The following is a 17667-nucleotide window of genomic DNA, read 5'->3' on the forward strand; positions in this document are numbered from 1 at the left end:
TGCCGGGCTTCTCACTTCTCTTTACTTACACATCGCGATAGGTGCCGAGCCGGTAGCCGCGCTCGGCAATCGCATACTTCAGCGACTCGGCGGTGAGCACGTCCAGTTCGGTCAGGCGCGGGTAGCAATAGGCGCTACCCATAATCGTGTTATCAACGAACGCCGGGTGGCACATCACCTCCAGCGATCGCTCATCACGCTGGATAGAGGCATCCAGGGTTTGCAGAAACAGCGCTTCCGAAACCCCTTCCCCGTAAAACTCGCTGGTAAAGCCGTCGCTGCTGCGCGCCGCATCCTGCGCTAAACCTGACAGCGTCGCCAGCTGCCGATCGATCCGCAGCGCCACCCCCTTTTCGCGCGCAAAGGCCGCGACGATGGGGTAAATCTGCGCAATCATATGCACATGGTGATGGCTGTCGATATGCGTCGGCTCATGGCCAAACAGCTCGACAAAGCGCCGGTACTGGCACTCCAGCTCGTGCGCGATCTCATCCAGCGGCAGGCTATCCTCTTCCGCCATCTGCCAAATCCACTTACCGAGACGACCTTCGCGGGTTAAGCCCGGCATCGCCGACAGCGGTTCGCCCAGCGTCAGGACAAAGTGCATCCCCACCGCCAGCTCAGGGACGCAGCGGCTAAGCTGGGCAGCGTGGCCGATCGCCGCGCCGTTGACCAGCGCCGTCGTGGAGGTGACCAGACCGTTCTTGCAGGCTTCGATAATGCCGTAGTTTTGCCCTTTGCTGAGGCCAAAATCATCGGCATTGACGATTAACACGCGTTCCATAAGCCGCTCCCGTTACTGTTTCAGTTTTTCGATAGTCGCCGCAAAGTTTGGCAGCCACTGCTCGTGCGCAAGGATCATCTCACGCGCCAGCTGTTCGGCGTCACGATCGGAGTGGATCAGCGGGCTCAGGTTAAGCGCCAGCAGCACGTCATCCAGTTTACCGCTGATTGCCGCTTCGCTGGCCGCGACTTCAAAGCCTTTAATGGTGTAAATCAGCCCCAGCACTTTTTCGTCGAAATGCGTGATGCGCGGTGTCGGTTTCGCACCGTCGCGACCCAGCGTACAGGTCATCTCGACCGCCCAGTCGGCCGGGATGTTATCCACGTGGCCATGGTGCGGCACGTTCACGTAATGTTCGGCCTGCTTATCATTGTAAATGGCGTTAATCACTTCACAGGCCGCGTCGGAGTAATACGCCCCGCCGCGCTGTTCCAGCTCTTTTGGTTTAACGTTCAGATCCGGATCTTTGTACAGCTCAAACAGCTGTTTCTCAACCTTCTGCACCACCTGCGCGCGGGCGCCGCCTTTGTAGTACTCGCCCATTTCAATCGCCAGCATCTCTTTTGGCTTAAAGTAGTAGAGCAGATAGGAACAAGGGATCAGGCGCAGCGAACGGAGCAGTCCTTCGCTAAACGGCAAATCAAAGATATTTTTCACCGAGTTTGCGCTCAATCGACCCGACGCCACGCCATCAAGCAGCTCGTCAAAGCGCGAAACGCCGTTGACCAGCACATCCCGCACGAACACCAGATGATTCAGACCAAACAGATCGATATTGAGCTCATCGCTCGGGCTCAGCTTCAGCACATCGGTGATAAACATCTTCATACCGATAGGAATATTGCATACGCCGATAAAGCGCTTAAAGCCGGTATGACGATAAACCGCTTCGGTCACCATGCCCGCCGGGTTGGTAAAGTTAATCACCCAGGCGTTCGGACAGACTTCCTGCACATCTTTCACAATGTCAAAAATGACCGGAATGGTGCGCAGACCTTTAAACAGTCCACCCGCGCCGTTGGTTTCCTGGCCTAAATAGCCGTGACTCAGCGGAATACGCTCATCCTTTTCGCGCGCCTTAAGCTGGCCGACGCGCAGCTGGGTGGTGACGAAATCTGCGCCTTCCAGCGCCGCGCGGCGATCGAGGGTCTTGTAGACTTTCATCGGGACGCCGGCTTTTTCCACCATGCGCTGGCACAGCGCATGGATAATATCGAGCTTTTCCTGCCCTTCCGCGACGTCCACCAGCCACAGTTCGCTAATCGGCAGTTCATGATAACGCTTCAGGAATCCTTCCAGTAATTCCGGGGTATAGCTGCTGCCGCCGCCGATAGTCACTACCTTCAATTTCTGGCTCATCTTTTTCTCCCTTGCGGATAGCGCGTATGCGGCACCCGCTCTCCGTTTAAATACGGACAGTTAATTTGAATATTTAGACCGCGCGGACTATTCCGCGCCCGGTTAATTAATACTGGTGAGGTGTTTCCGATAGCTGCTGGGGGTAAAAGAAGTCAGCTTCTTGAATGTTTTAATAAACAGACTTGGGCTACTGTACCCCGACTCATAGGCGATATCGGTCACCGAGTAGTTGGTTATCTCCAGCTGTTTTTTGGCGAAGTTGATGCGAATATCGTTAATCATCTGCATCGGCGTTTTGGCATAATAACGCTGGGTGGCCCGGGTTAAGTATTCCTGAGTTTTCCCGGAAAGCTCGACCATATTTTCCAGCGCCCCCTCGCCAAATTTAAGCTTATCGTGCATACCCTCAACGGTATTTTTTAACCATTGCGGAATAACGTCTTCCGTAGGTTCTTCACGATAATGCCGCAAACGATTCAGGGTGTAAAAAGACACCAGCTCGATAAATTCGTCGAATTCAGTTTCGCGAAAATTCAGTGATGCAATAACCGACTCAATATAACTGAGAAAAGTACTTTTAACGGCATAGACCTGTGAGGCGACCAGACCAAACGGCAGCAGCGGCAGATAGTGTTTCTCAAAGAAACTTTTGCTGATGCCAACGTTAAGAATGCGCGTCGCACCAAATTCATAAAAACTCTGGTGATGCGACCCCATTGGGATGAAGACAAAATCCCCGCGCTCCAGCAGCACCCGCTTGCCATTAATAACCTGATAATAGCGCCCGGTTAAAACGATGGTGTACTCGTAGTAATCATGCTGGTGAAGCCCGCTTACGCTCTCCGTTTTGTTATAGATGACCACATGAAAGTTCTTGCCGTTAAAGAGTTGTTGCTCCCGGGCTGTACTGATTTCAGTGGTCATCATCTTTGGCTGCCTCATCGTGTCGATGACCTATTGTACCTTCTCGTGCAGCTCAATCAATTCGGCAACCAGCTCACGAGCCAGCATTGAGGTCATCAGATGATCCTGCGCATGAACCAGCACCAGGCTCACCTTCATTTTGCCTTCACCCTCATCGCTCTCAATCAGCTGCGTCTGCACAAGGTGCGCTTCGCTCAGCGCCATGCGCGACTGTTCCATCATCGTTTTCGCCGCCTCGAAATCTCCCTGCTTTGCCTGCTTCAGCGCGGCATAAGCCAGGCTGCGCGCTTGACCGGAGTTGATAATCAGCCCCATCACCACCTCTTCGAGGTCGTTTACCGCGGTCTCTTCTGCTGCGATGTTATCCAGATCAAACATAATGACTCCCTTATTTCCAGGACGGTACGGGAAATCTCCCGTACCGGCTCAATATTAGAATTTCAGTGCGTTAGCGATATCTTCTTCGCTCTCTTCCTGCTCAATGACGCCCTGCGCTTTGTTGGAAATCACCACAAACGGCAGGTAGACCAGGGTGGACACAGCAAGGTTGAACAGGGCCAGCAGCAGAGCGGCTACGCTACCGTTGGTGTTAAAGAAGGCGCCTAAACCGGTCGGCATGGTCCACGGCGCGATATTGGTAATCGGCGGAATGATGCCCAGGGTATAAGCCGTCATGGTGATAGCCGCCAGCAGAGGCTGAATCAGAATGAAGGGGATAAACATCACCGGGTTCATAATGATCGGCAGACCGAACAGGATTGGCTCGTTAATCTGGAAGATGCCTGACGGCAGCGCCAGTTTCGCCACCTGACGATGATCCTCACGACGTGAAGCGATAAAGATGGCGATGATTAAGCCCAGAGTCGCGCCGGTACCGCCAAGGAAGATGTAGGAATCCAGCATCGGCTTGGCCCACATATGGAAGCTCTTACCCGCGGCCAGCGCGGCCTCGACGGAACCGTACTGCTGGTAGGTTGCAATGTTTTCCAGCGCCCACGGCGTCATGATTCCGCTATCCAGCGCTGACAGCGCCAGCGACCCGTGTACGCCGAAGAACCACAGCAGCGAGGTGAAAATGACGTATGCCCAGCCTACGACGGCGCCCATTGAAGCCAGCGGCGTGGAGATAGTGTCCATGATGATCTGGTGGAAGTTAGTCCCCCAGTGGGTCAACGCCCAGGAGATAATCCCCATAATCGAGAGGATGATAAAGGCCGGGATGACCGCAGAGAATGAACGGGAAACCGAAGCCGGCACGCTGGACGGCAGCGTAATCACCCAGTTGCGATGCACGATAAAGGTGAACATCTCGGCAACGACCAGCCCGATGACAATACCAGAAATGATATTGGCGCCGCCTAACCAGTTCGCACCCACGGCGTAGGCTTCACCGACGCTATAAGGCGTGACGGTCATAAATGCCGCAACGGCCAGTAAACCGGCGGCCATCGGGTCTACTCTCCGCTCCTCAGCTAAAGCGGAGCCAATAAAGAAAGGCGCCATGAGCGACATAATGCCAAGCGTACCGTTATAAACGTTACCACCGATAGCTTTAAAACCGTTAAGCGTTTCTATTGTAGACGCATCCAGACGGATGCCCATTGAATAAAAGAATGAGCCGTCGCCAAAGCTCAAAAACACGTTGTTAATTAAAACAAACATCGCCCCGGCTAGCGTCAATGGCATTAACTTAATAAAGCCGTTTTTAATTGCATTGACGTGGGGCTGTCTTCCTATTTTGACGGCAAAAGGCAGGAGTACCTTTTCAAGCGAGTCAATCACTTTACTCATAATAAATACCCTTTAAGGCCGCAATATAGTCACTGCGGCAATGATAGATGAAATTACTCTTTGACGGGAAAATAAACTCTGGGTATTTCGGACAGCGAGCAGCTAAAACACACCCTCACGAAATTCTAACCGCTGCTATCCGAAATATGTCGAGTTTTAAAATAAAATTATTGTGCAGCAGCTTTCTTAATGGCCGCAACGGCCGCTTTCAGAACACCTAAACCATCGATCTTACCGTACAGAACAGAATCAATGACTTCTACGGGTTTATTTGGCAGTAAACGCTGAATGTCCGGCAGCATATAGGAAATTTGTGGGCCTAATAATACGACATCCGCATCAGGTCCTTTTTCACCGGCTAAGGTCTCCGGAAATGCTTCAATAATCACCGGCACTTCATACTTCTCGGCCTGGGCACGCATTTTCGATACCAGCAGTGATGTCGACATCCCAGCAGAACAGAACAGGTAGATATGTTTCTTTTCCATGAACGCTTCCTCAATTTGTGTGACCCGGTCCTCTCTGCATCATTGATGCCTGAGAGGCGGTAAGAGATGTTTCTTTGAATTAGTATTGTTTATGCATTGAGTATACGGCATCGATCGGCAGCAGGATAATTCCTCCTTGAACAGAATTGTCTCTCATTGACCTCGCGTTTTGACTGCCTTCACATTTCCCTCAAATAATTCGCGCAATTAAATAAGCATCAGAACTCATAAAAAAACCCGACCAATGGTCGGGCTTTCGTAGGAATCAGCACTATGGCGGGGCGTTACTTACTGTTGCGTGGGTCGGTATCGTACTCGGCGCAGGTCTGATAACCAGAATTCATCACGCGGCCGGTTTCATCCAGCGCAACGAAGTAGGTTTCAATTTTACCATCGCGTTGACCCAGGATATATGTCTGGCAGGTACCGCGCGCGTGGATCATCGTGACTTCTGATGAAGGTTTACCGGCAATTTGCGCAACCTGCGCGCGGGTCATGCCTTTCTTAACGTCTTTAACCACGGGTTGAGTAAACTGATCTTTCGTACGGTCGTAGGCCGTACACCCTGCCAGCAGGGTCAATACTGCTGCTGCGCCCAGAAATCCTGCAAAATGCTTGTTCATATACCATCCTCTTTTTTTTGGCGTGTTAATAAGCCTGGAATAAATATCGTTATTTTTCAAGCCGAAGGTGGAAATGAAGCGAAATTAAGAGCTTTCCAATAATAAATCCCCTCTTGTTGAGGTTGCCTGCTTTTGCTTCACTCAAAATTGTGATCCTTGTCGTTTTACCGGCAAAGAGGTAGGTTAAACCACTGCTGATTGGCAAACAGATTCACTTCCCGGAGGGCGCAATGACGCTACAACAAGAGATTATTCAGGCGCTGGGCGCAAAACCCCAGATCGATGTCGAAGCCGAGATACGCCGCAGCGTAGACTTTTTGAAGGCCTATCTTCAGAGATACCCTTTTATTAAATCACTGGTCCTCGGCATCAGCGGCGGCCAGGATTCAACGCTAACCGGTAAATTGTGTCAGTTAGCCATCAACGAACTGCGTGCCGAAACCGGTGACAGCAGCCTGCAGTTTATTGCCGTGCGCCTGCCCTACGGCGTGCAGGCGGATGAGCAGGACTGCCAGGACGCTATCGCTTTTATTCAGCCGGATCGCGTATTAACGGTCAATATCAAAGGCGCCGTGCTGGCCAGCGAACAGGCGCTGCGCGAGGCCGGGATTGAACTTAGCGACTTTGTTCGCGGTAACGAAAAAGCCCGCGAACGCATGAAGGCGCAGTACAGCATCGCCGGAATGACCCACGGCGTCGTGGTGGGTACCGACCATGCGGCGGAAGCCATTACCGGATTCTTCACCAAATACGGTGATGGCGGTACGGATATTAACCCTATCTTTCGCCTTAACAAACGCCAGGGCAAACAGCTGCTGGCCCAGCTAGGCTGCCCGGAGCATCTGTATAAAAAGCTGCCGACCGCCGATCTTGAGGACGACCGCCCCTCCCTGCCGGACGAAGTGGCGCTGGGCGTGACCTACGAAAATATCGATGATTATCTGGAAGGCAAAGCGCTGGATGAGAAAATTGCGAAAACGATTGAAGGCTGGTATTTGAAAACCGAGCATAAACGCCGACCGCCGATTACGGTCTTCGACGACTTCTGGAAAAAGTAATTCGCCTCTCCCCCTCCGCCCCGACCCGGTTCGGGGCGATTTTTTATCCTTTTCGCCTCTTCCTTCGACTGCTATACTGGATAAATAACCAGCACCAGGAGCAAAAGTGGCAAGAAGGCAATCCGCCCCGCGTCTCGAATTTGAAGCGGTGGCAATTTATGAGTATCCCGAACATCTGCGACCGTGGCTTGAGGCTTTGCCCAGGCAGCCGGGGGTGTATCTGTTCCACGGCGAAAGCGATACCCTACCGCTCTATATCGGGAAAAGCGTGAATATCCGCAGCCGGGTGTTGTCGCATCTGCGCACGCCCGACGAAGCGGCGATGCTGCGCCAGTCCCGGCGCATTACCTGGCAACGAACGGCGGGAGAGCTGGGCGCACTCTTATTAGAGGCACAGCTCATTAAAGAACAGCAGCCGCTATTCAATAAGCGTCTGCGGCAAAACCGACAGCTATGTTCATTACGCCTGGCTGACGCCCGTCCGCAGGTGGTGTACGCCAGTGAGCTGGATTTTTCCCTGCAAAGCGATCTCTATGGTCTTTTTGCCAACCGCCGCGCGGCGCTGCAGGCGCTGCAAAAAATTGCCGACGAGCATCGCCTGTGCTACGGATTAATGGGCCTCGAGCCGCTCAACCGCGGGCGGGCCTGCTTTCGTTCAGCGCTCGGCCGCTGCGCGGGCGCCTGTTGCGGAAAAGAGAGCGTTGAAACACACCAGCAGCGTCTGGTCGACAATATGCAAAAGATGCAGCTGGTATGCTGGCCCTGGGCCGGGGCGATCGCGCTGGAAGAGAGCAGCGAGGATATGACCCAATACCACATTATTCAAAACTGGCTTTGGCTTGGCGCGGTAGAGTCTCTGTCGCAGGCGTCATCACTCACGCGCCTGTCGGCCAAATTTGACCATGACGGTTATAAAATATTGTGTAAGCCGCTGCTCAGCGGCCGCTATAAGCTCCATCCTCTGTGAGGCGAATGTCAGCCCCGATGCGCTATCGGGACAATTACCAGCCGCCCCCGCCGCCGCCGCCCGAGCCGCCTCCGGATGAACCGGAGCCGCTGTAACCTGAACCTGATGATGAACCGCTCCCTGAACCGCTATCCGGCGTTGACATAGAGGCGGTTCGGCAGGCTTCGCTGAAGTGGTGGACGCTTCCCCAGTCGGCGCCGGCAAACGCATGCGACACGGCGCCTGTACTACTCAGGTAGTGGGCAAAGGTATTTGCCCATGTTTTCCCTACGCCAAGCGCCAGGGCAACCGGCAGCAGCGCTTCAAAATGGGAAATCATCTGCTCAGGCGGATAGATAATCTGATAACGATGCTTTTCGGCGGTGCCAAGATAGCGCATCAATCCTTTCGCGATAGCCAGTTCATCAAGCCCGCGCTGTGTATAGCGAGGCGTTTTCCAGGCAACGAAAACGCACAGCACCAGCGCGGCAATAAGCGCGCCAATGTATCCTGACGGAAGCTGGGTGATGGGCAGTATACCAAAGAGAAAAATCCCGCCTCCCAGCGTCGCGAAGGGGCCGAAGATCGCCAAAAAAAAGAGCGGCACCGGCCCCCAGGCACGCCACATTTCCCGCGGGCGGCATATAAAGCGCAGCAAACAGGCGAGCATCGCTCCGCCAATCAGCATAAAAACCGCGGCCGGTATCGTCAGCAGCGCGGCCTCCGTATTAACCCAAAGACCGCAGGCCACCGGCACCAACAGCGCAATGTAGATGCAGCGCCGCAGCGGCTGCCCCCATTTGCGAAATAATTTATCCCGCTGCGCTTCACAACGCTTTTCCTGCTCATCACGCGCTGTCTGCATCGGTCGCTGATGGGCCTTGCTGAGATCGATATTTTTTTGTTTACCTTTAAAGAGCGTACTTAATAGCTGCCTGTCATCATAGTTTAATTGCCGGTTTCCCTCGACGGGCAAACGGGTCAGCCGCTGTTTTACGCCGGCGTTCGCAAGCCACGGGTTAGGGGTGTGTTGACTGTCCCCGCTGACCGCCATTCCGCGTTTAGCCACCAGCGCTAATAAATCGCTGCTAAAAGCCACATCATCATATTTACGCCGGGTGATAAAACGCAGGTAGCCCGGAGACATGCCGGGAGGCGGTGAATAAAGCGCAATGACCGGCGGCATTTTTAGCCCGGCTTTGGTGACGTTTTTTCGCCACCACATCAGGTAATAAGCGGCCATCAGCAGCAGAGGTAGCCAGACCACGCAGGTTTTTAGGGTGGGGATAAGGAGATGCACCAGCGGCAAAGCGGCCTCCGGCGCCGGAGCGTCGGCAAGGATCGACCGAGGCCAGGTATAGACAACGGTCAGCCCCTCCCCCCGCGCCAGAGGCCGCAGGGTGCGTACGCTACCGTCAGGAAGCACCTGCGCGTTGTGTTCTTTCGCCCCTGCGACGCCGGTATAAACATCAAGCGATCGCACTCTGGCGTCCTTAGCGTCGGCGTTGAGATTTCCGGCGGCGTCCGGCAGTTCAAGACGAAAGCTGGCCTTGCTAATTGGCCACGCCCAGTCATTGCCCGTCACGTTCCAGTAAAGCTCATCCCATTCGGGGAAGCGGCTGAAATGGTTGCTGATTTGATAGCGAATCTCGTAGTTATAGATCCCTGGTTTCAGGACCCGTTCGCCGCTGCCAATGCGTACCGTCAGGTTTTTTTCTGCTTCATCAAGGCTAAACGGCTCAGGCACGCCATCGCGCGACACCGACTCGATCGCGTAATACACGCGAAAGATCTTGCCGTCCTGGCGGTTCCAGGTCAGGGGCAGCGTACGGAAAATCCCCCGCCGAATCTGCCTGCCCAGAGAAAGTACTTTGATATTTTCCCGCATCTCCATGCTACCGTCCGGGTTAAAGCGCGCCCGGGCATCGAAAGAGAGGATATGTTCATACGCTGGAATAGCGTCAGCGGGAAGCTGGGAAGCATCCTTGATGATGATCATGTCGCCGGCGGCAAAAGCCGCGCTGATGTTCAGAAGCAGCAGCAGGACGAGGGTACACAGCCCCCGAAAAAGTAAATTCGCCATTTAATCACGCCATTCGCGGTGATTTAGCTTCTTCTGGTGAGTCCAGCTCGAAGAAAACTTCCGTTTGAAAATTAAACAGTCGCGCCAGCAGCAGGCTGGGGAAAGACTCGACCAGGATATTGAAATCGCGCACCGTACCGTTGAAGTAGCGGCGAGCCATCTGCAGCTGCTCTTCTATTTCGCTGAGAGATTGCTGTAAGGCAAGGTAGTTTTCGCTGGCTTTAAGTTCCGGGTACGCTTCGCCAAGCGCGAAAACGCGCCCTAGCGTACCAGAGTACTGGCGTTCGCTGTCGGCGATCTGTCGGGTGCTGCCGACCAGTTCGCCGCGCTGGCGGGAGATCTCTTCCAGCAGTTCTTTTTCATGCTGCGCATAGCGTTTCACCAGGCTCAGTAGATTCGGCGCCAGGTCGTGGCGGCGCTTAAGCTGTACGGCAATGCCGCTCCAGGCTTCGTCCTTGAAACGTCGCAGGGAGATAAAGCGGTTATAGGTCATCACGACCCAGATGAGGACGACAACGAGGACGGCGAGGCCGATATACATTTCCATATGCAAGATCCATGAGCAAAGTAGGCTTTAGACCAGGACACCAGAGTCCGTGGCGATGGCACTCATACTGGCACATTCGTCCCTGCCGGGTAAATCAGCTTGTCGCTACAGATAAAGAAAAACCGCCGGTCCTGCCCAAAGCCTGTTGGCGTTATTGGGCAAGACCGGCGGTCTTAAGTCAGCGCGCTGAGTTATTCAGCAGGTGCAGGCATTTTACCTTCCGGCGCTTTACGATCTGTCAGATGCTTCTCAAAATTGGCATTGAACTGCTTTTTCTGTTCCGGCGTCAGAATGTTGTAAATCTTATTCTGGGTTTCCAGACGAGCCAGCGCCATCTCTTTATGCTGGGCTTCCATCTTATCAATCTGCGCTTCCGCTTTTGCCTTATCGAAGGTATCGCTGGCTACCAGCTCATGCATCGCGCGGCGCTCATCCAGGGACGGACGCTTCATGTTGTCGCGCTGGCTCTTCATAATGTCGCGGATTTGCGTTTTCTGCGCATCGGTCAGGTTCAGCCCTTTAAACATCATTTCATGTGGGCCCGCAGGTCCGCGCTTATGATGCATCATCGGCGCGTTATCGGTTGGGGTTGCAGTAGCGTCAGCCGCGTGGGCCAGGTTAGCCGCGCCCAGAGCCAGAGTAGAGGCAACAAACAGTGCAGTAATCTTCTTCATAGTTCAATCCTTACTTTGCGTTATTCTTACGGCGCGTTGCCGTGTTGACGAGATTAACTTTACGACGTTTATCGTCAATTAATCAGAGCAAGCGTAAAACATTGAAAATGTAAAAAACATTTTCTCGCCAATTATGGAGAAAATAAGGAAAATGAGGGAATAAATGCAATAAAAAATAAATAAGCAACTGTTTTATTGGGAAATTATGAAGATTATAAATCAGCAGAGATTAAAAACAAAGCATTTAACCAGGAATAATCTGCAATCAATGGACAGAGCACGAAAAAATAAGATGGCTGCGGAAAAATAAACGCTGAAATAAATGCCGCCGCCCGGACGGGCGACGGATTCACCGGAAGCGCTCCAGCATGAGCCCGGCGCGCTGGCCGAAGGCGACGCTGGGATTGGGAAACAAAACGTACTCTTGCTCCCTTTCCACTATGTAGCGGGTATCGCCATCCTCAGCAAGCAGCGTCCCGGCGGCAAACGGCGTAAAGTTCAGCGTCTGCGCCGACATATGCAGCCGGAAACTGTCGCTGCTGCGGGTAATTTGCTGTACCACCCTGTAGCGCAGCGGCGCGTGCGCCTCTTCCGCCGCCACTTCTCCCGCCAGCAGCAGCGACAGCGCGCGTTGAGTCGCCGCGAACAAGCGCAGATCGTTTTCGCCAAAAGGTAGCGCCTTGCCGAGCTCCAGCGTGCAGGAGCGCGCGCCGAAGCGTTCGCAGCTGAAATGGGTAAAAGTCCCACCAGGCTGCTGATGAAACACCAGCGCCTCCAGCCCTGCCGCCCCTAACCAGCGCAAAAACGCTTCATCCCACGGCGTATCCCGCGCCGGCAGGACACCAAAGCGGGTATGCAGCGAACCGCGTATGGCGGTATGTAAATCCAGGTGCCAGCGCTCGCCGGGCGTCCCGGCATAAAATCGCGCCAGCGCATGCTCCAGCTGCCGGGCGCGAACGGTTTCATCGCTGGCGCTAAAAGCGCGCCATCGCTCGCCGAACATCCGGTTGATATCGCTGTGCATATAGCGCTTGTTGGCCCGCAGCGCCGGAGGGTTACCAAAGATCGCCAGCAGCCGCCAGCGGAGCGGTATTTCCCCACGAAACAGCTGCCGCAGCAGTAAATCGGTGATTTCGACCGGCGCGGTTTCATTGCCGTGAAGCCCGGATGACAAAACCAATGACCGATCGCAGGGTTCATGAGGAATGAGCTGCAGAATACCGCAGTCAATCCAGTGCCAGCGAAAATGCGCGGTTTGACCATGGAAATGGTGGGGCAGACGCCCCGCCAGAGTAAGTGCCAGAAAGTCGTCCACGACGCCTCCTTATTGCTGAAACGGATACACTGAGCCCAGGCGCAGGATTTGCGTTAAGCGGTCGAGCGCCTCGCGGCCTTCGCGCAGCAGCTGCGGATCCGCGAGATCAACCTGGGTCAGGCGATCGCGATAGTAGCGGTCTACCCAGTCATTAAGGGTGGCGAACAGCGTATCGTTCATCATGACCGCCGGATTCACCGCCTGTCGCTCGTCCTCCGTCAGCACCACCCGCAGCCTCAGGCAGGCAGGGCCGCCGCCGTTGGCCATGCTTTCGCGCAGATCGTAAACCTGTAGCTCATCGATGGGGTTATCGCCCTCCACCAGCCGGTTCAGGTAGCGCCAGACGCCCGGGTGTTCCTGCGCTTCCAGCGGCAAAATCAGCCGCATCCCGCCTTCTTCTTTGCTCAGCAGCTGGCTGTTGAACAGATAGGTCGCTACCGCCTCTTCAACCGAAACCTGACTCGCCGGCACCACCAGCGGCGTAAAGCCGGAGACCTGCTGCGCCAGCTGCTGCAGGAGCTGCGGCTGGTCAACAAACGCCTGCTCGTGGCAAAACAGCACCTGCTGATTGCTTACCGCAATCACATCGTTATGAAACACGCCTTTATCAATCACCGCCGGATTTTGCCGGGCGAAAATCACCTGCCGGGGATTGACCTGATTCAGGCGGGCGACGGCCTGGCTGGCCTCGAGCGTCTGCCGCGCCGGGTAGCGCAGCGGATTATCTTCGCCCCCCTGCTGGCGGCCGTAAATAAACAGCTGCACGCCGGGCGCGCCGTAGTCGCCGCCGAGGCGGTTGTGGTTTGCCGCCCCTTCATCGCCGAACAGCGATACCTGGGGCAGCGCGCCGTGTACGGCAAACCGCTGCTCATCGGGGAAAATCGCCCGCAGCAGCGCTTCGGTGGTCGGCGCTTCGCTGGCGCGATGGAATTTATCGTTCAGATTGGCGACGGTCAGATGCACCCGGCCATCCAGCGAATCGGCCGAGGGGGAGACCGTGGCGGCGTTAGCCACCCACATCGATGACGCGGAGCTGACCGCCGAGAGCAGTTCCGGCGCCTGGCGCGCCGCCTTTTCCAGCACCTGCTCATCGCTACCGCTAAAACCGATCTGCCGCAACAGCGGAATGTTTGGCCGCTCCTGCGGCGGGATCAGCGCCTGCGGATAGCCCGCATCCGCCAGCGCTTTCATTTTTTTCAGCCCCTGCTTTGCCGCCAGCTGCGGGTTCGACACCCGATAGCGGTGCTTCGTCGAGGCTTCGTTGCCGAAAGATAAACCCGCATAGTGGTGGGTCAGGCCCGGCAGCCCGTCAAAGTTCACTTCCCGGGCTTTCATTGTGATGTCTCCTTACGGAAATTCAGCCCGGGGCTGAGGGTTGCCGGCAGCGCCAGCTCCGGTGATTCGAGACTGGCCATCGGCCAGGCGCAATAGTCTGCGGCGTACCACGCCCCCGGCCGGTGGTTACCGGAAGCGCCGGTACCGCCGAACGGCGCGGTGCTGGCGGCGCCGGTTAAGGGTTTGTTCCAGTTAACGATCCCGGCCCGCGCCTCCAGCAGCAGCTGGTCGAATTTGTCGCGTTCGGCGGAGATCAGCCCGCAGGAAAGCCCGAAACGGGTCGCGTTAGCGAGGGCAATCGCCTCATCGAAATGGTCATAGCGCCAGACGCAGAGCAGCGGCCCGAAGACCTCTTCGTCGGCCACCTGCGCCACCGCGCTCATCTCGATAATACCCGGCGTCAGCAGCGAGGTTCCGGCCTGCAGCAGGCGCGGCTCCAGCAGGGTTTTTCCGCCGCTGGCCACGTGGGCCAGCCAGGCCTGATGTACCTTTTGCGCGGCCTGCGCTGAAATTAACCCGCCGAGGAACGGCTGAGGTTCAGCGTCCCACGCGTCGGGAATCAGCGTTTGTGACACCGTCACAAGCCGCTGAAGAAACGCATCGCCGGCCTCGCCGCGTTTTACCAGCAGCCGGCGCGCGCAGGTACAGCGCTGTCCGGCAGTAATAAACGCCGACTGAATGGTCAGATGGACCGCGGCGTCGATATCCTGTGGGTCATCGACGATCAGCGGGTTGTTGCCGCCCATCTCAAGAGCGAGAATTTTTTCCGGCTGCCCGGCAAGCTGGCGATGAAGTTGAAAACCCGTCGCAGAGCTGCCGGTAAATAGCAGGCCGTCGATGTCCGCCTGGCCGCTCAGCGCTTCGCCGGTTTCCCGCCCGCCCTGGAGCAGGTTAAGCACGCCCGGCGGCAGGCCGGCTTCGGCCCATAGCTTCACCACCGCCTCTCCGCTTTGAGGCGTCAGCTCGCTGGGTTTGAATACCACGGTATTTCCCGCCAGCAGCGCCGGAACGATATGCCCGTTAGGCAAATGTCCGGGAAAATTGTAGGGGCCAAAGACCGCCAGCACGCCGTGCGGCCGATGGCGAAGCGTCGCCTCTCCGTCCGCCATCGCGGTCTGCGCTTCCCCCGTACGGCTATGATACGCGTTCACCGAAATGGCGATTTTGTTGATCATCGCGGTAATTTCCGTTGCCGCTTCCCAGCGCGGTTTGCCGGTCTCCTGGGCGATAATCCTGGTTAATTCACCTTTGTTCGCTTCCAGTAACGAAGCAAACTTTTCCGCTATCGCTTTCCGGGCGGCAAACGGCTGACGCGCCCACGCGGGAAACGCCGCGCGCGCCGCGGTGACCGCCAGCGCCACCTGCCCGGCATCGGCATCGTTGCCCTGCCACAGCAGCGCCTGGCTTACCGGGTTATGTTTACTACGGGCCGGGCCGCGACCGCTTTGCCAGTCGCCGTTAATCCATAAACTCATGATTTTTTCTCCTCAGGGCACAGACGAACCAGGCGAATCTGGTCGCCGGGGTGGCATTTCAGGGCATCCAGCTCGCGCGCGCTTAGCACCAGGCGGTCGCTCTCCGGGTCGGCGTGAACCAGCATGGCGCGAAACTGCTGGTACTGCTCATTAGCAACCAGACAGGCCGGCCACTCGCCCGGCGCGGGCTGGCCTTCGACGACGGTGACCAGCCGGCTTTTGCGAATGGCCCGCACCCGGTCAATTTCGCACTCCAGCGTCGGGCCGCCGTCGAAGATATCGACGTAGTTGAGATAGCGAAATCCCTCTTTCTCCAGCACCGCGCGTGCCGGCGCGGTTTGCGGATGGACCTCGCCGATGACCGCTCGCGCTTCGTCGCTTAAAAAGTCGATATACAGCGGGTGCTTCGGCATCAGCGCGGCGATGAACGCCTTCTGCCCGGTGCCGCACAGGTAGTCGGCGCGGGAGAACTCCATCGCGAAGAAGCGTTTCCCGAGACTCTCCCAGAACGGCGAGTAGCCGTGTTCGTCAATGACGCCGCGCATTTCCGCCACGACCTTATCGTTGAAGCGTTCGCGAAAGGCGGCCATAAACAGAAAACGCGATTTCGACAGCAAATAGCCGTTGCCCTCTTTACGCCATTTTGGGTCCAGGAACAGCGTACACAGTTCGCTGCTGCCGGTATGGTCGTTACTGAGAAACAGCGTCGGCAGGGCGTTGTAGACGTTAAGCTCTTTCGATGCGTGCACCTGGGTACCGACGCGATAGTTGTACCAGGGGTCGTTAAGCCCCACGGCCACCTCAATGGCGCAAATTCCCGCTACCGCGCCGCTGGCGCAGTCCTCAAGAACGAACACATAACCCTGCTCGCTTTTCGGCAGCTCGCCGCGCCAGGTCATCTGCGAACGTTCAATGCGCGCGGCCAGCGTGGCTTCATCGGCCGGCAGCGACGTCAGGCCGCCGCCGGTCTCGCCCGCCAGGGTCATTAGCCCCGGCAGATCGCCTTTTTCTACAGGACGGATCACCATCATGATGAGACCCCCGCGAGAAAGCGTTTGCAGGCCAGTTCGAAGCGATCCAGCCCGGCGTTGATCTCTTCTTCGCTGATAATCAGCGCCGGAGCGAAACGCACCACGTTGGCGCCGGCGATCAGCATCATCAGCCCCTCTTCCGCCGCCTCATTACTGATGGTCTTCGCCTTGCCGGCATATTCATCCTTCAGCACGCAGCCGATAAGCAGCCCCAGGCCGCGAATCTCTTTAAACAGGCCGTAACGCGCGTTAATCGCGTTGAGCCGTTCGCAGAACCATTGATGGCGCTGCTTAACGCCGCTGAGCACTTCGCGGGTGTTGACGATGGCAAACACTTCTCCCGCCACCGCGCAGGCCAGCGGGTTGCCGCCGTAGGTCGTGCCGTGGGTGCCGACGGTCATCACGCTGGCGCAGCGCTCCGATGCCAGCAGCGCGCCGATCGGGAAACCGCCGCCCAGCGCTTTCGCGGTGGAAAGCACGTCCGGCGTCACGCCGTAGTGCATATAGGCGTACAGCTCCCCGGTACGGCCGACGCCGGTCTGGACTTCGTCGAAAATCAGCAGCGCGTTGTGCGCATCGCACAGCTCACGCAGGCCGCGCAGGAAGTCCGCATTCGCAGGCACTACGCCGCCTTCACCCTGCATCGGTTCAACGATCACCGCGCAGGTATTGTCGTCGATCAGCGCCTTTGCCGAATCGAGGTCGTTATAGATGGCGTGCTGAATCTGCGGCGGCAGCGGCGCAAAATCCTGCGAATAGGCCGGCTGGCCGCCAGCGGAAACGGTAAACAGCGTGCGGCCGTGGAAGGCATTCTTGAACGCCACGATGCCGCTTTTCTCACTGCCGAAACGATCGTGGGCATATTTGCGCGCCAGTTTTAGCGCCGCTTCGTTGGCTTCGGCCCCGGAGTTACAGAAAAAGACCCGGTCGGCAAAAGTGGCGTCAATCAGCTGCTTAGCCAGACGCAATACCGGCTCATTGGTATAGCCGTTACCGGTATGCCAGAACTTTTCCGCCTGCGCGGTCAGCGCTTTAACCAGCCGAGGATGAGCGTGACCGAGGGCGTTCACCGCAATGCCGCCGGCAAAATCGATATACTCTTTTCCCTGCTGATCCCACAGGCGTGACCCCTCGCCGCGTACCGGAATAAAAGCCGCTGGCGCGTATACAGGCATCATCCATTCATCAAAGTTGCTACGCGTAATTGACTGAGACATATCGACCTCTTCCGGTA

At 56.3% G+C, this 17667-nt stretch carries 17 protein-coding genes; 2 read left to right on the forward strand and 15 right to left on the reverse strand.

All coding sequences use genetic code 11. The features are described from left to right. Positions 1 to 25: 25 nt before the first annotated feature. From chbG to osmE, 7 genes are all read right to left on the reverse strand, one after another. Positions 26 to 784 carry a chitin disaccharide deacetylase gene (chbG, locus tag ABLU87_RS19590; RefSeq protein WP_014228984.1) on the reverse strand — a complete coding sequence of 253 codons (759 nt, stop codon included), beginning with the start codon at positions 782 to 784 and terminating at the stop codon, positions 26 to 28. A gap of 12 nt (positions 785 to 796) precedes the next feature. Beyond that, a complete protein-coding gene (locus tag ABLU87_RS19595) occupies positions 797 to 2143 on the reverse strand; it encodes a 6-phospho-beta-glucosidase (RefSeq protein ID WP_009653470.1) in 1347 nt (448 codons plus the stop codon). A 102-nt stretch (positions 2144 to 2245) separates the two neighbouring features. After that, a complete protein-coding gene (gene chbR, locus ABLU87_RS19600; RefSeq protein WP_071532282.1) occupies positions 2246 to 3085 on the reverse strand; it encodes a transcriptional regulator ChbR in 840 nt (279 codons plus the stop codon). A 12-nt stretch (positions 3086 to 3097) separates the two neighbouring features. Then, positions 3098 to 3445, reverse strand: a complete 348-nt coding sequence (gene chbA / locus ABLU87_RS19605; RefSeq protein WP_004850090.1) for a PTS N,N'-diacetylchitobiose transporter subunit IIA — start codon at positions 3443 to 3445, stop codon at positions 3098 to 3100. A gap of 54 nt (positions 3446 to 3499) precedes the next feature. Further along, the gene (gene chbC / locus ABLU87_RS19610) at positions 3500 to 4858 is read right to left on the reverse strand and encodes a PTS N,N'-diacetylchitobiose transporter subunit IIC (protein ID WP_004850089.1); all 1359 of its coding nucleotides are present in this window, start codon (positions 4856 to 4858) and stop codon (positions 3500 to 3502) included. Between the two features lie 167 nt (positions 4859 to 5025). Next, the gene (chbB, locus tag ABLU87_RS19615; RefSeq protein WP_004101340.1) at positions 5026 to 5346 is read right to left on the reverse strand and encodes a PTS N,N'-diacetylchitobiose transporter subunit IIB; all 321 of its coding nucleotides are present in this window, start codon (positions 5344 to 5346) and stop codon (positions 5026 to 5028) included. Between the two features lie 284 nt (positions 5347 to 5630). Then, on the reverse strand, positions 5631 to 5969 hold the full coding sequence (gene osmE, locus ABLU87_RS19620; RefSeq protein ID WP_004850085.1) for an osmotically-inducible lipoprotein OsmE: 339 nt from the start codon (positions 5967 to 5969) through the stop codon (positions 5631 to 5633). 230 nt (positions 5970 to 6199) lie between these two features. Between osmE and nadE the strand changes: the two genes are divergently transcribed. Both nadE and cho read left to right on the forward strand, forming a co-directional pair. Continuing rightward, positions 6200 to 7027 (forward strand): ammonia-dependent NAD(+) synthetase, encoded by an 828-nt coding sequence (gene nadE, locus ABLU87_RS19625; RefSeq protein WP_004850083.1) that lies wholly within the window; start codon positions 6200 to 6202, stop codon positions 7025 to 7027. Between the two features lie 106 nt (positions 7028 to 7133). Further along, a complete protein-coding gene (gene cho, locus ABLU87_RS19630; RefSeq protein WP_122116715.1) occupies positions 7134 to 7994 on the forward strand; it encodes an excinuclease Cho in 861 nt (286 codons plus the stop codon). 34 nt (positions 7995 to 8028) lie between these two features. On the opposite strand, the gene ABLU87_RS19635 is transcribed toward cho, so the two are convergent. The 8 genes from ABLU87_RS19635 to ABLU87_RS19670 form a co-directional block, all read right to left on the reverse strand. Further along, positions 8029 to 10056, reverse strand: a complete 2028-nt coding sequence (locus tag ABLU87_RS19635; RefSeq protein WP_064405389.1) for a DUF2207 domain-containing protein — start codon at positions 10054 to 10056, stop codon at positions 8029 to 8031. Positions 10057 to 10060: 4 nt separating this feature from the next. Beyond that, a complete protein-coding gene (locus ABLU87_RS19640) occupies positions 10061 to 10603 on the reverse strand; it encodes a LemA family protein (protein WP_014228982.1) in 543 nt (180 codons plus the stop codon). Between the two features lie 191 nt (positions 10604 to 10794). Then, a complete protein-coding gene (gene spy / locus ABLU87_RS19645) occupies positions 10795 to 11277 on the reverse strand; it encodes an ATP-independent periplasmic protein-refolding chaperone Spy (RefSeq protein ID WP_014228981.1) in 483 nt (160 codons plus the stop codon). Positions 11278 to 11626: 349 nt separating this feature from the next. Further along, on the reverse strand, positions 11627 to 12592 hold the full coding sequence (astE, locus tag ABLU87_RS19650; RefSeq protein ID WP_047724034.1) for a succinylglutamate desuccinylase: 966 nt from the start codon (positions 12590 to 12592) through the stop codon (positions 11627 to 11629). 9 nt (positions 12593 to 12601) lie between these two features. Then, entirely contained in the window at positions 12602 to 13927 is a 1326-nt protein-coding gene (astB, locus tag ABLU87_RS19655; protein WP_009653522.1) for an N-succinylarginine dihydrolase, read from the reverse strand. Then, complete coding sequence (astD, locus tag ABLU87_RS19660; protein ID WP_047724036.1) at positions 13924 to 15402, reverse strand: succinylglutamate-semialdehyde dehydrogenase; 1479 nt, start codon at positions 15400 to 15402, stop codon at positions 13924 to 13926. Before astD ends, astB begins: the two co-directional genes overlap by 4 nt. Then, on the reverse strand, positions 15399 to 16433 hold the full coding sequence (gene astA / locus ABLU87_RS19665) for an arginine N-succinyltransferase (RefSeq protein ID WP_014228978.1): 1035 nt from the start codon (positions 16431 to 16433) through the stop codon (positions 15399 to 15401). The genes astD and astA overlap by 4 nt, the downstream gene beginning before the upstream one ends. Next, a complete protein-coding gene (locus tag ABLU87_RS19670) occupies positions 16430 to 17650 on the reverse strand; it encodes an aspartate aminotransferase family protein (RefSeq protein ID WP_122116716.1) in 1221 nt (406 codons plus the stop codon). The genes astA and ABLU87_RS19670 overlap by 4 nt, the downstream gene beginning before the upstream one ends. Positions 17651 to 17667 lie beyond the last annotated feature (17 nt).

This window comes from Klebsiella sp. CB_Kp196, from assembly GCF_040061575.1.
GTDB classification, from domain to species: domain Bacteria; phylum Pseudomonadota; class Gammaproteobacteria; order Enterobacterales; family Enterobacteriaceae; genus Klebsiella; species Klebsiella michiganensis.

What these genes read in the sequence shown, in the direction of transcription:
- chbG (WP_014228984.1), bottom strand. Translation starts at nt 784, where the DNA reads ATGGAACGCGTGTTAATCGTCAATGCCGATGATTTTGGCCTCAGCAAA.
- ABLU87_RS19640 (WP_014228982.1), bottom strand. Translation starts at nt 10,603, where the DNA reads ATGGAAATGTATATCGGCCTCGCCGTCCTCGTTGTCGTCCTCATCTGG.
- astA (WP_014228978.1), bottom strand. Translation starts at nt 16,433, where the DNA reads ATGATGGTGATCCGTCCTGTAGAAAAAGGCGATCTGCCGGGGCTAATG.
- chbC (WP_004850089.1), bottom strand. Translation starts at nt 4,858, where the DNA reads ATGAGTAAAGTGATTGACTCGCTTGAAAAGGTACTCCTGCCTTTTGCC.
- osmE (WP_004850085.1), bottom strand. Translation starts at nt 5,969, where the DNA reads ATGAACAAGCATTTTGCAGGATTTCTGGGCGCAGCAGCAGTATTGACC.
- astD (WP_047724036.1), bottom strand. Translation starts at nt 15,402, where the DNA reads ATGAGTTTATGGATTAACGGCGACTGGCAAAGCGGTCGCGGCCCGGCC.
- ABLU87_RS19595 (WP_009653470.1), bottom strand. Translation starts at nt 2,143, where the DNA reads ATGAGCCAGAAATTGAAGGTAGTGACTATCGGCGGCGGCAGCAGCTAT.
- nadE (WP_004850083.1), top strand. Translation starts at nt 6,200, where the DNA reads ATGACGCTACAACAAGAGATTATTCAGGCGCTGGGCGCAAAACCCCAG.
- astB (WP_009653522.1), bottom strand. Translation starts at nt 13,927, where the DNA reads ATGAAAGCCCGGGAAGTGAACTTTGACGGGCTGCCGGGCCTGACCCAC.
- spy (WP_014228981.1), bottom strand. Translation starts at nt 11,277, where the DNA reads ATGAAGAAGATTACTGCACTGTTTGTTGCCTCTACTCTGGCTCTGGGC.
- ABLU87_RS19635 (WP_064405389.1), bottom strand. Translation starts at nt 10,056, where the DNA reads ATGGCGAATTTACTTTTTCGGGGGCTGTGTACCCTCGTCCTGCTGCTG.
- chbB (WP_004101340.1), bottom strand. Translation starts at nt 5,346, where the DNA reads ATGGAAAAGAAACATATCTACCTGTTCTGTTCTGCTGGGATGTCGACA.
- chbR (WP_071532282.1), bottom strand. Translation starts at nt 3,085, where the DNA reads ATGAGGCAGCCAAAGATGATGACCACTGAAATCAGTACAGCCCGGGAG.
- ABLU87_RS19670 (WP_122116716.1), bottom strand. Translation starts at nt 17,650, where the DNA reads ATGTCTCAGTCAATTACGCGTAGCAACTTTGATGAATGGATGATGCCT.
- chbA (WP_004850090.1), bottom strand. Translation starts at nt 3,445, where the DNA reads ATGTTTGATCTGGATAACATCGCAGCAGAAGAGACCGCGGTAAACGAC.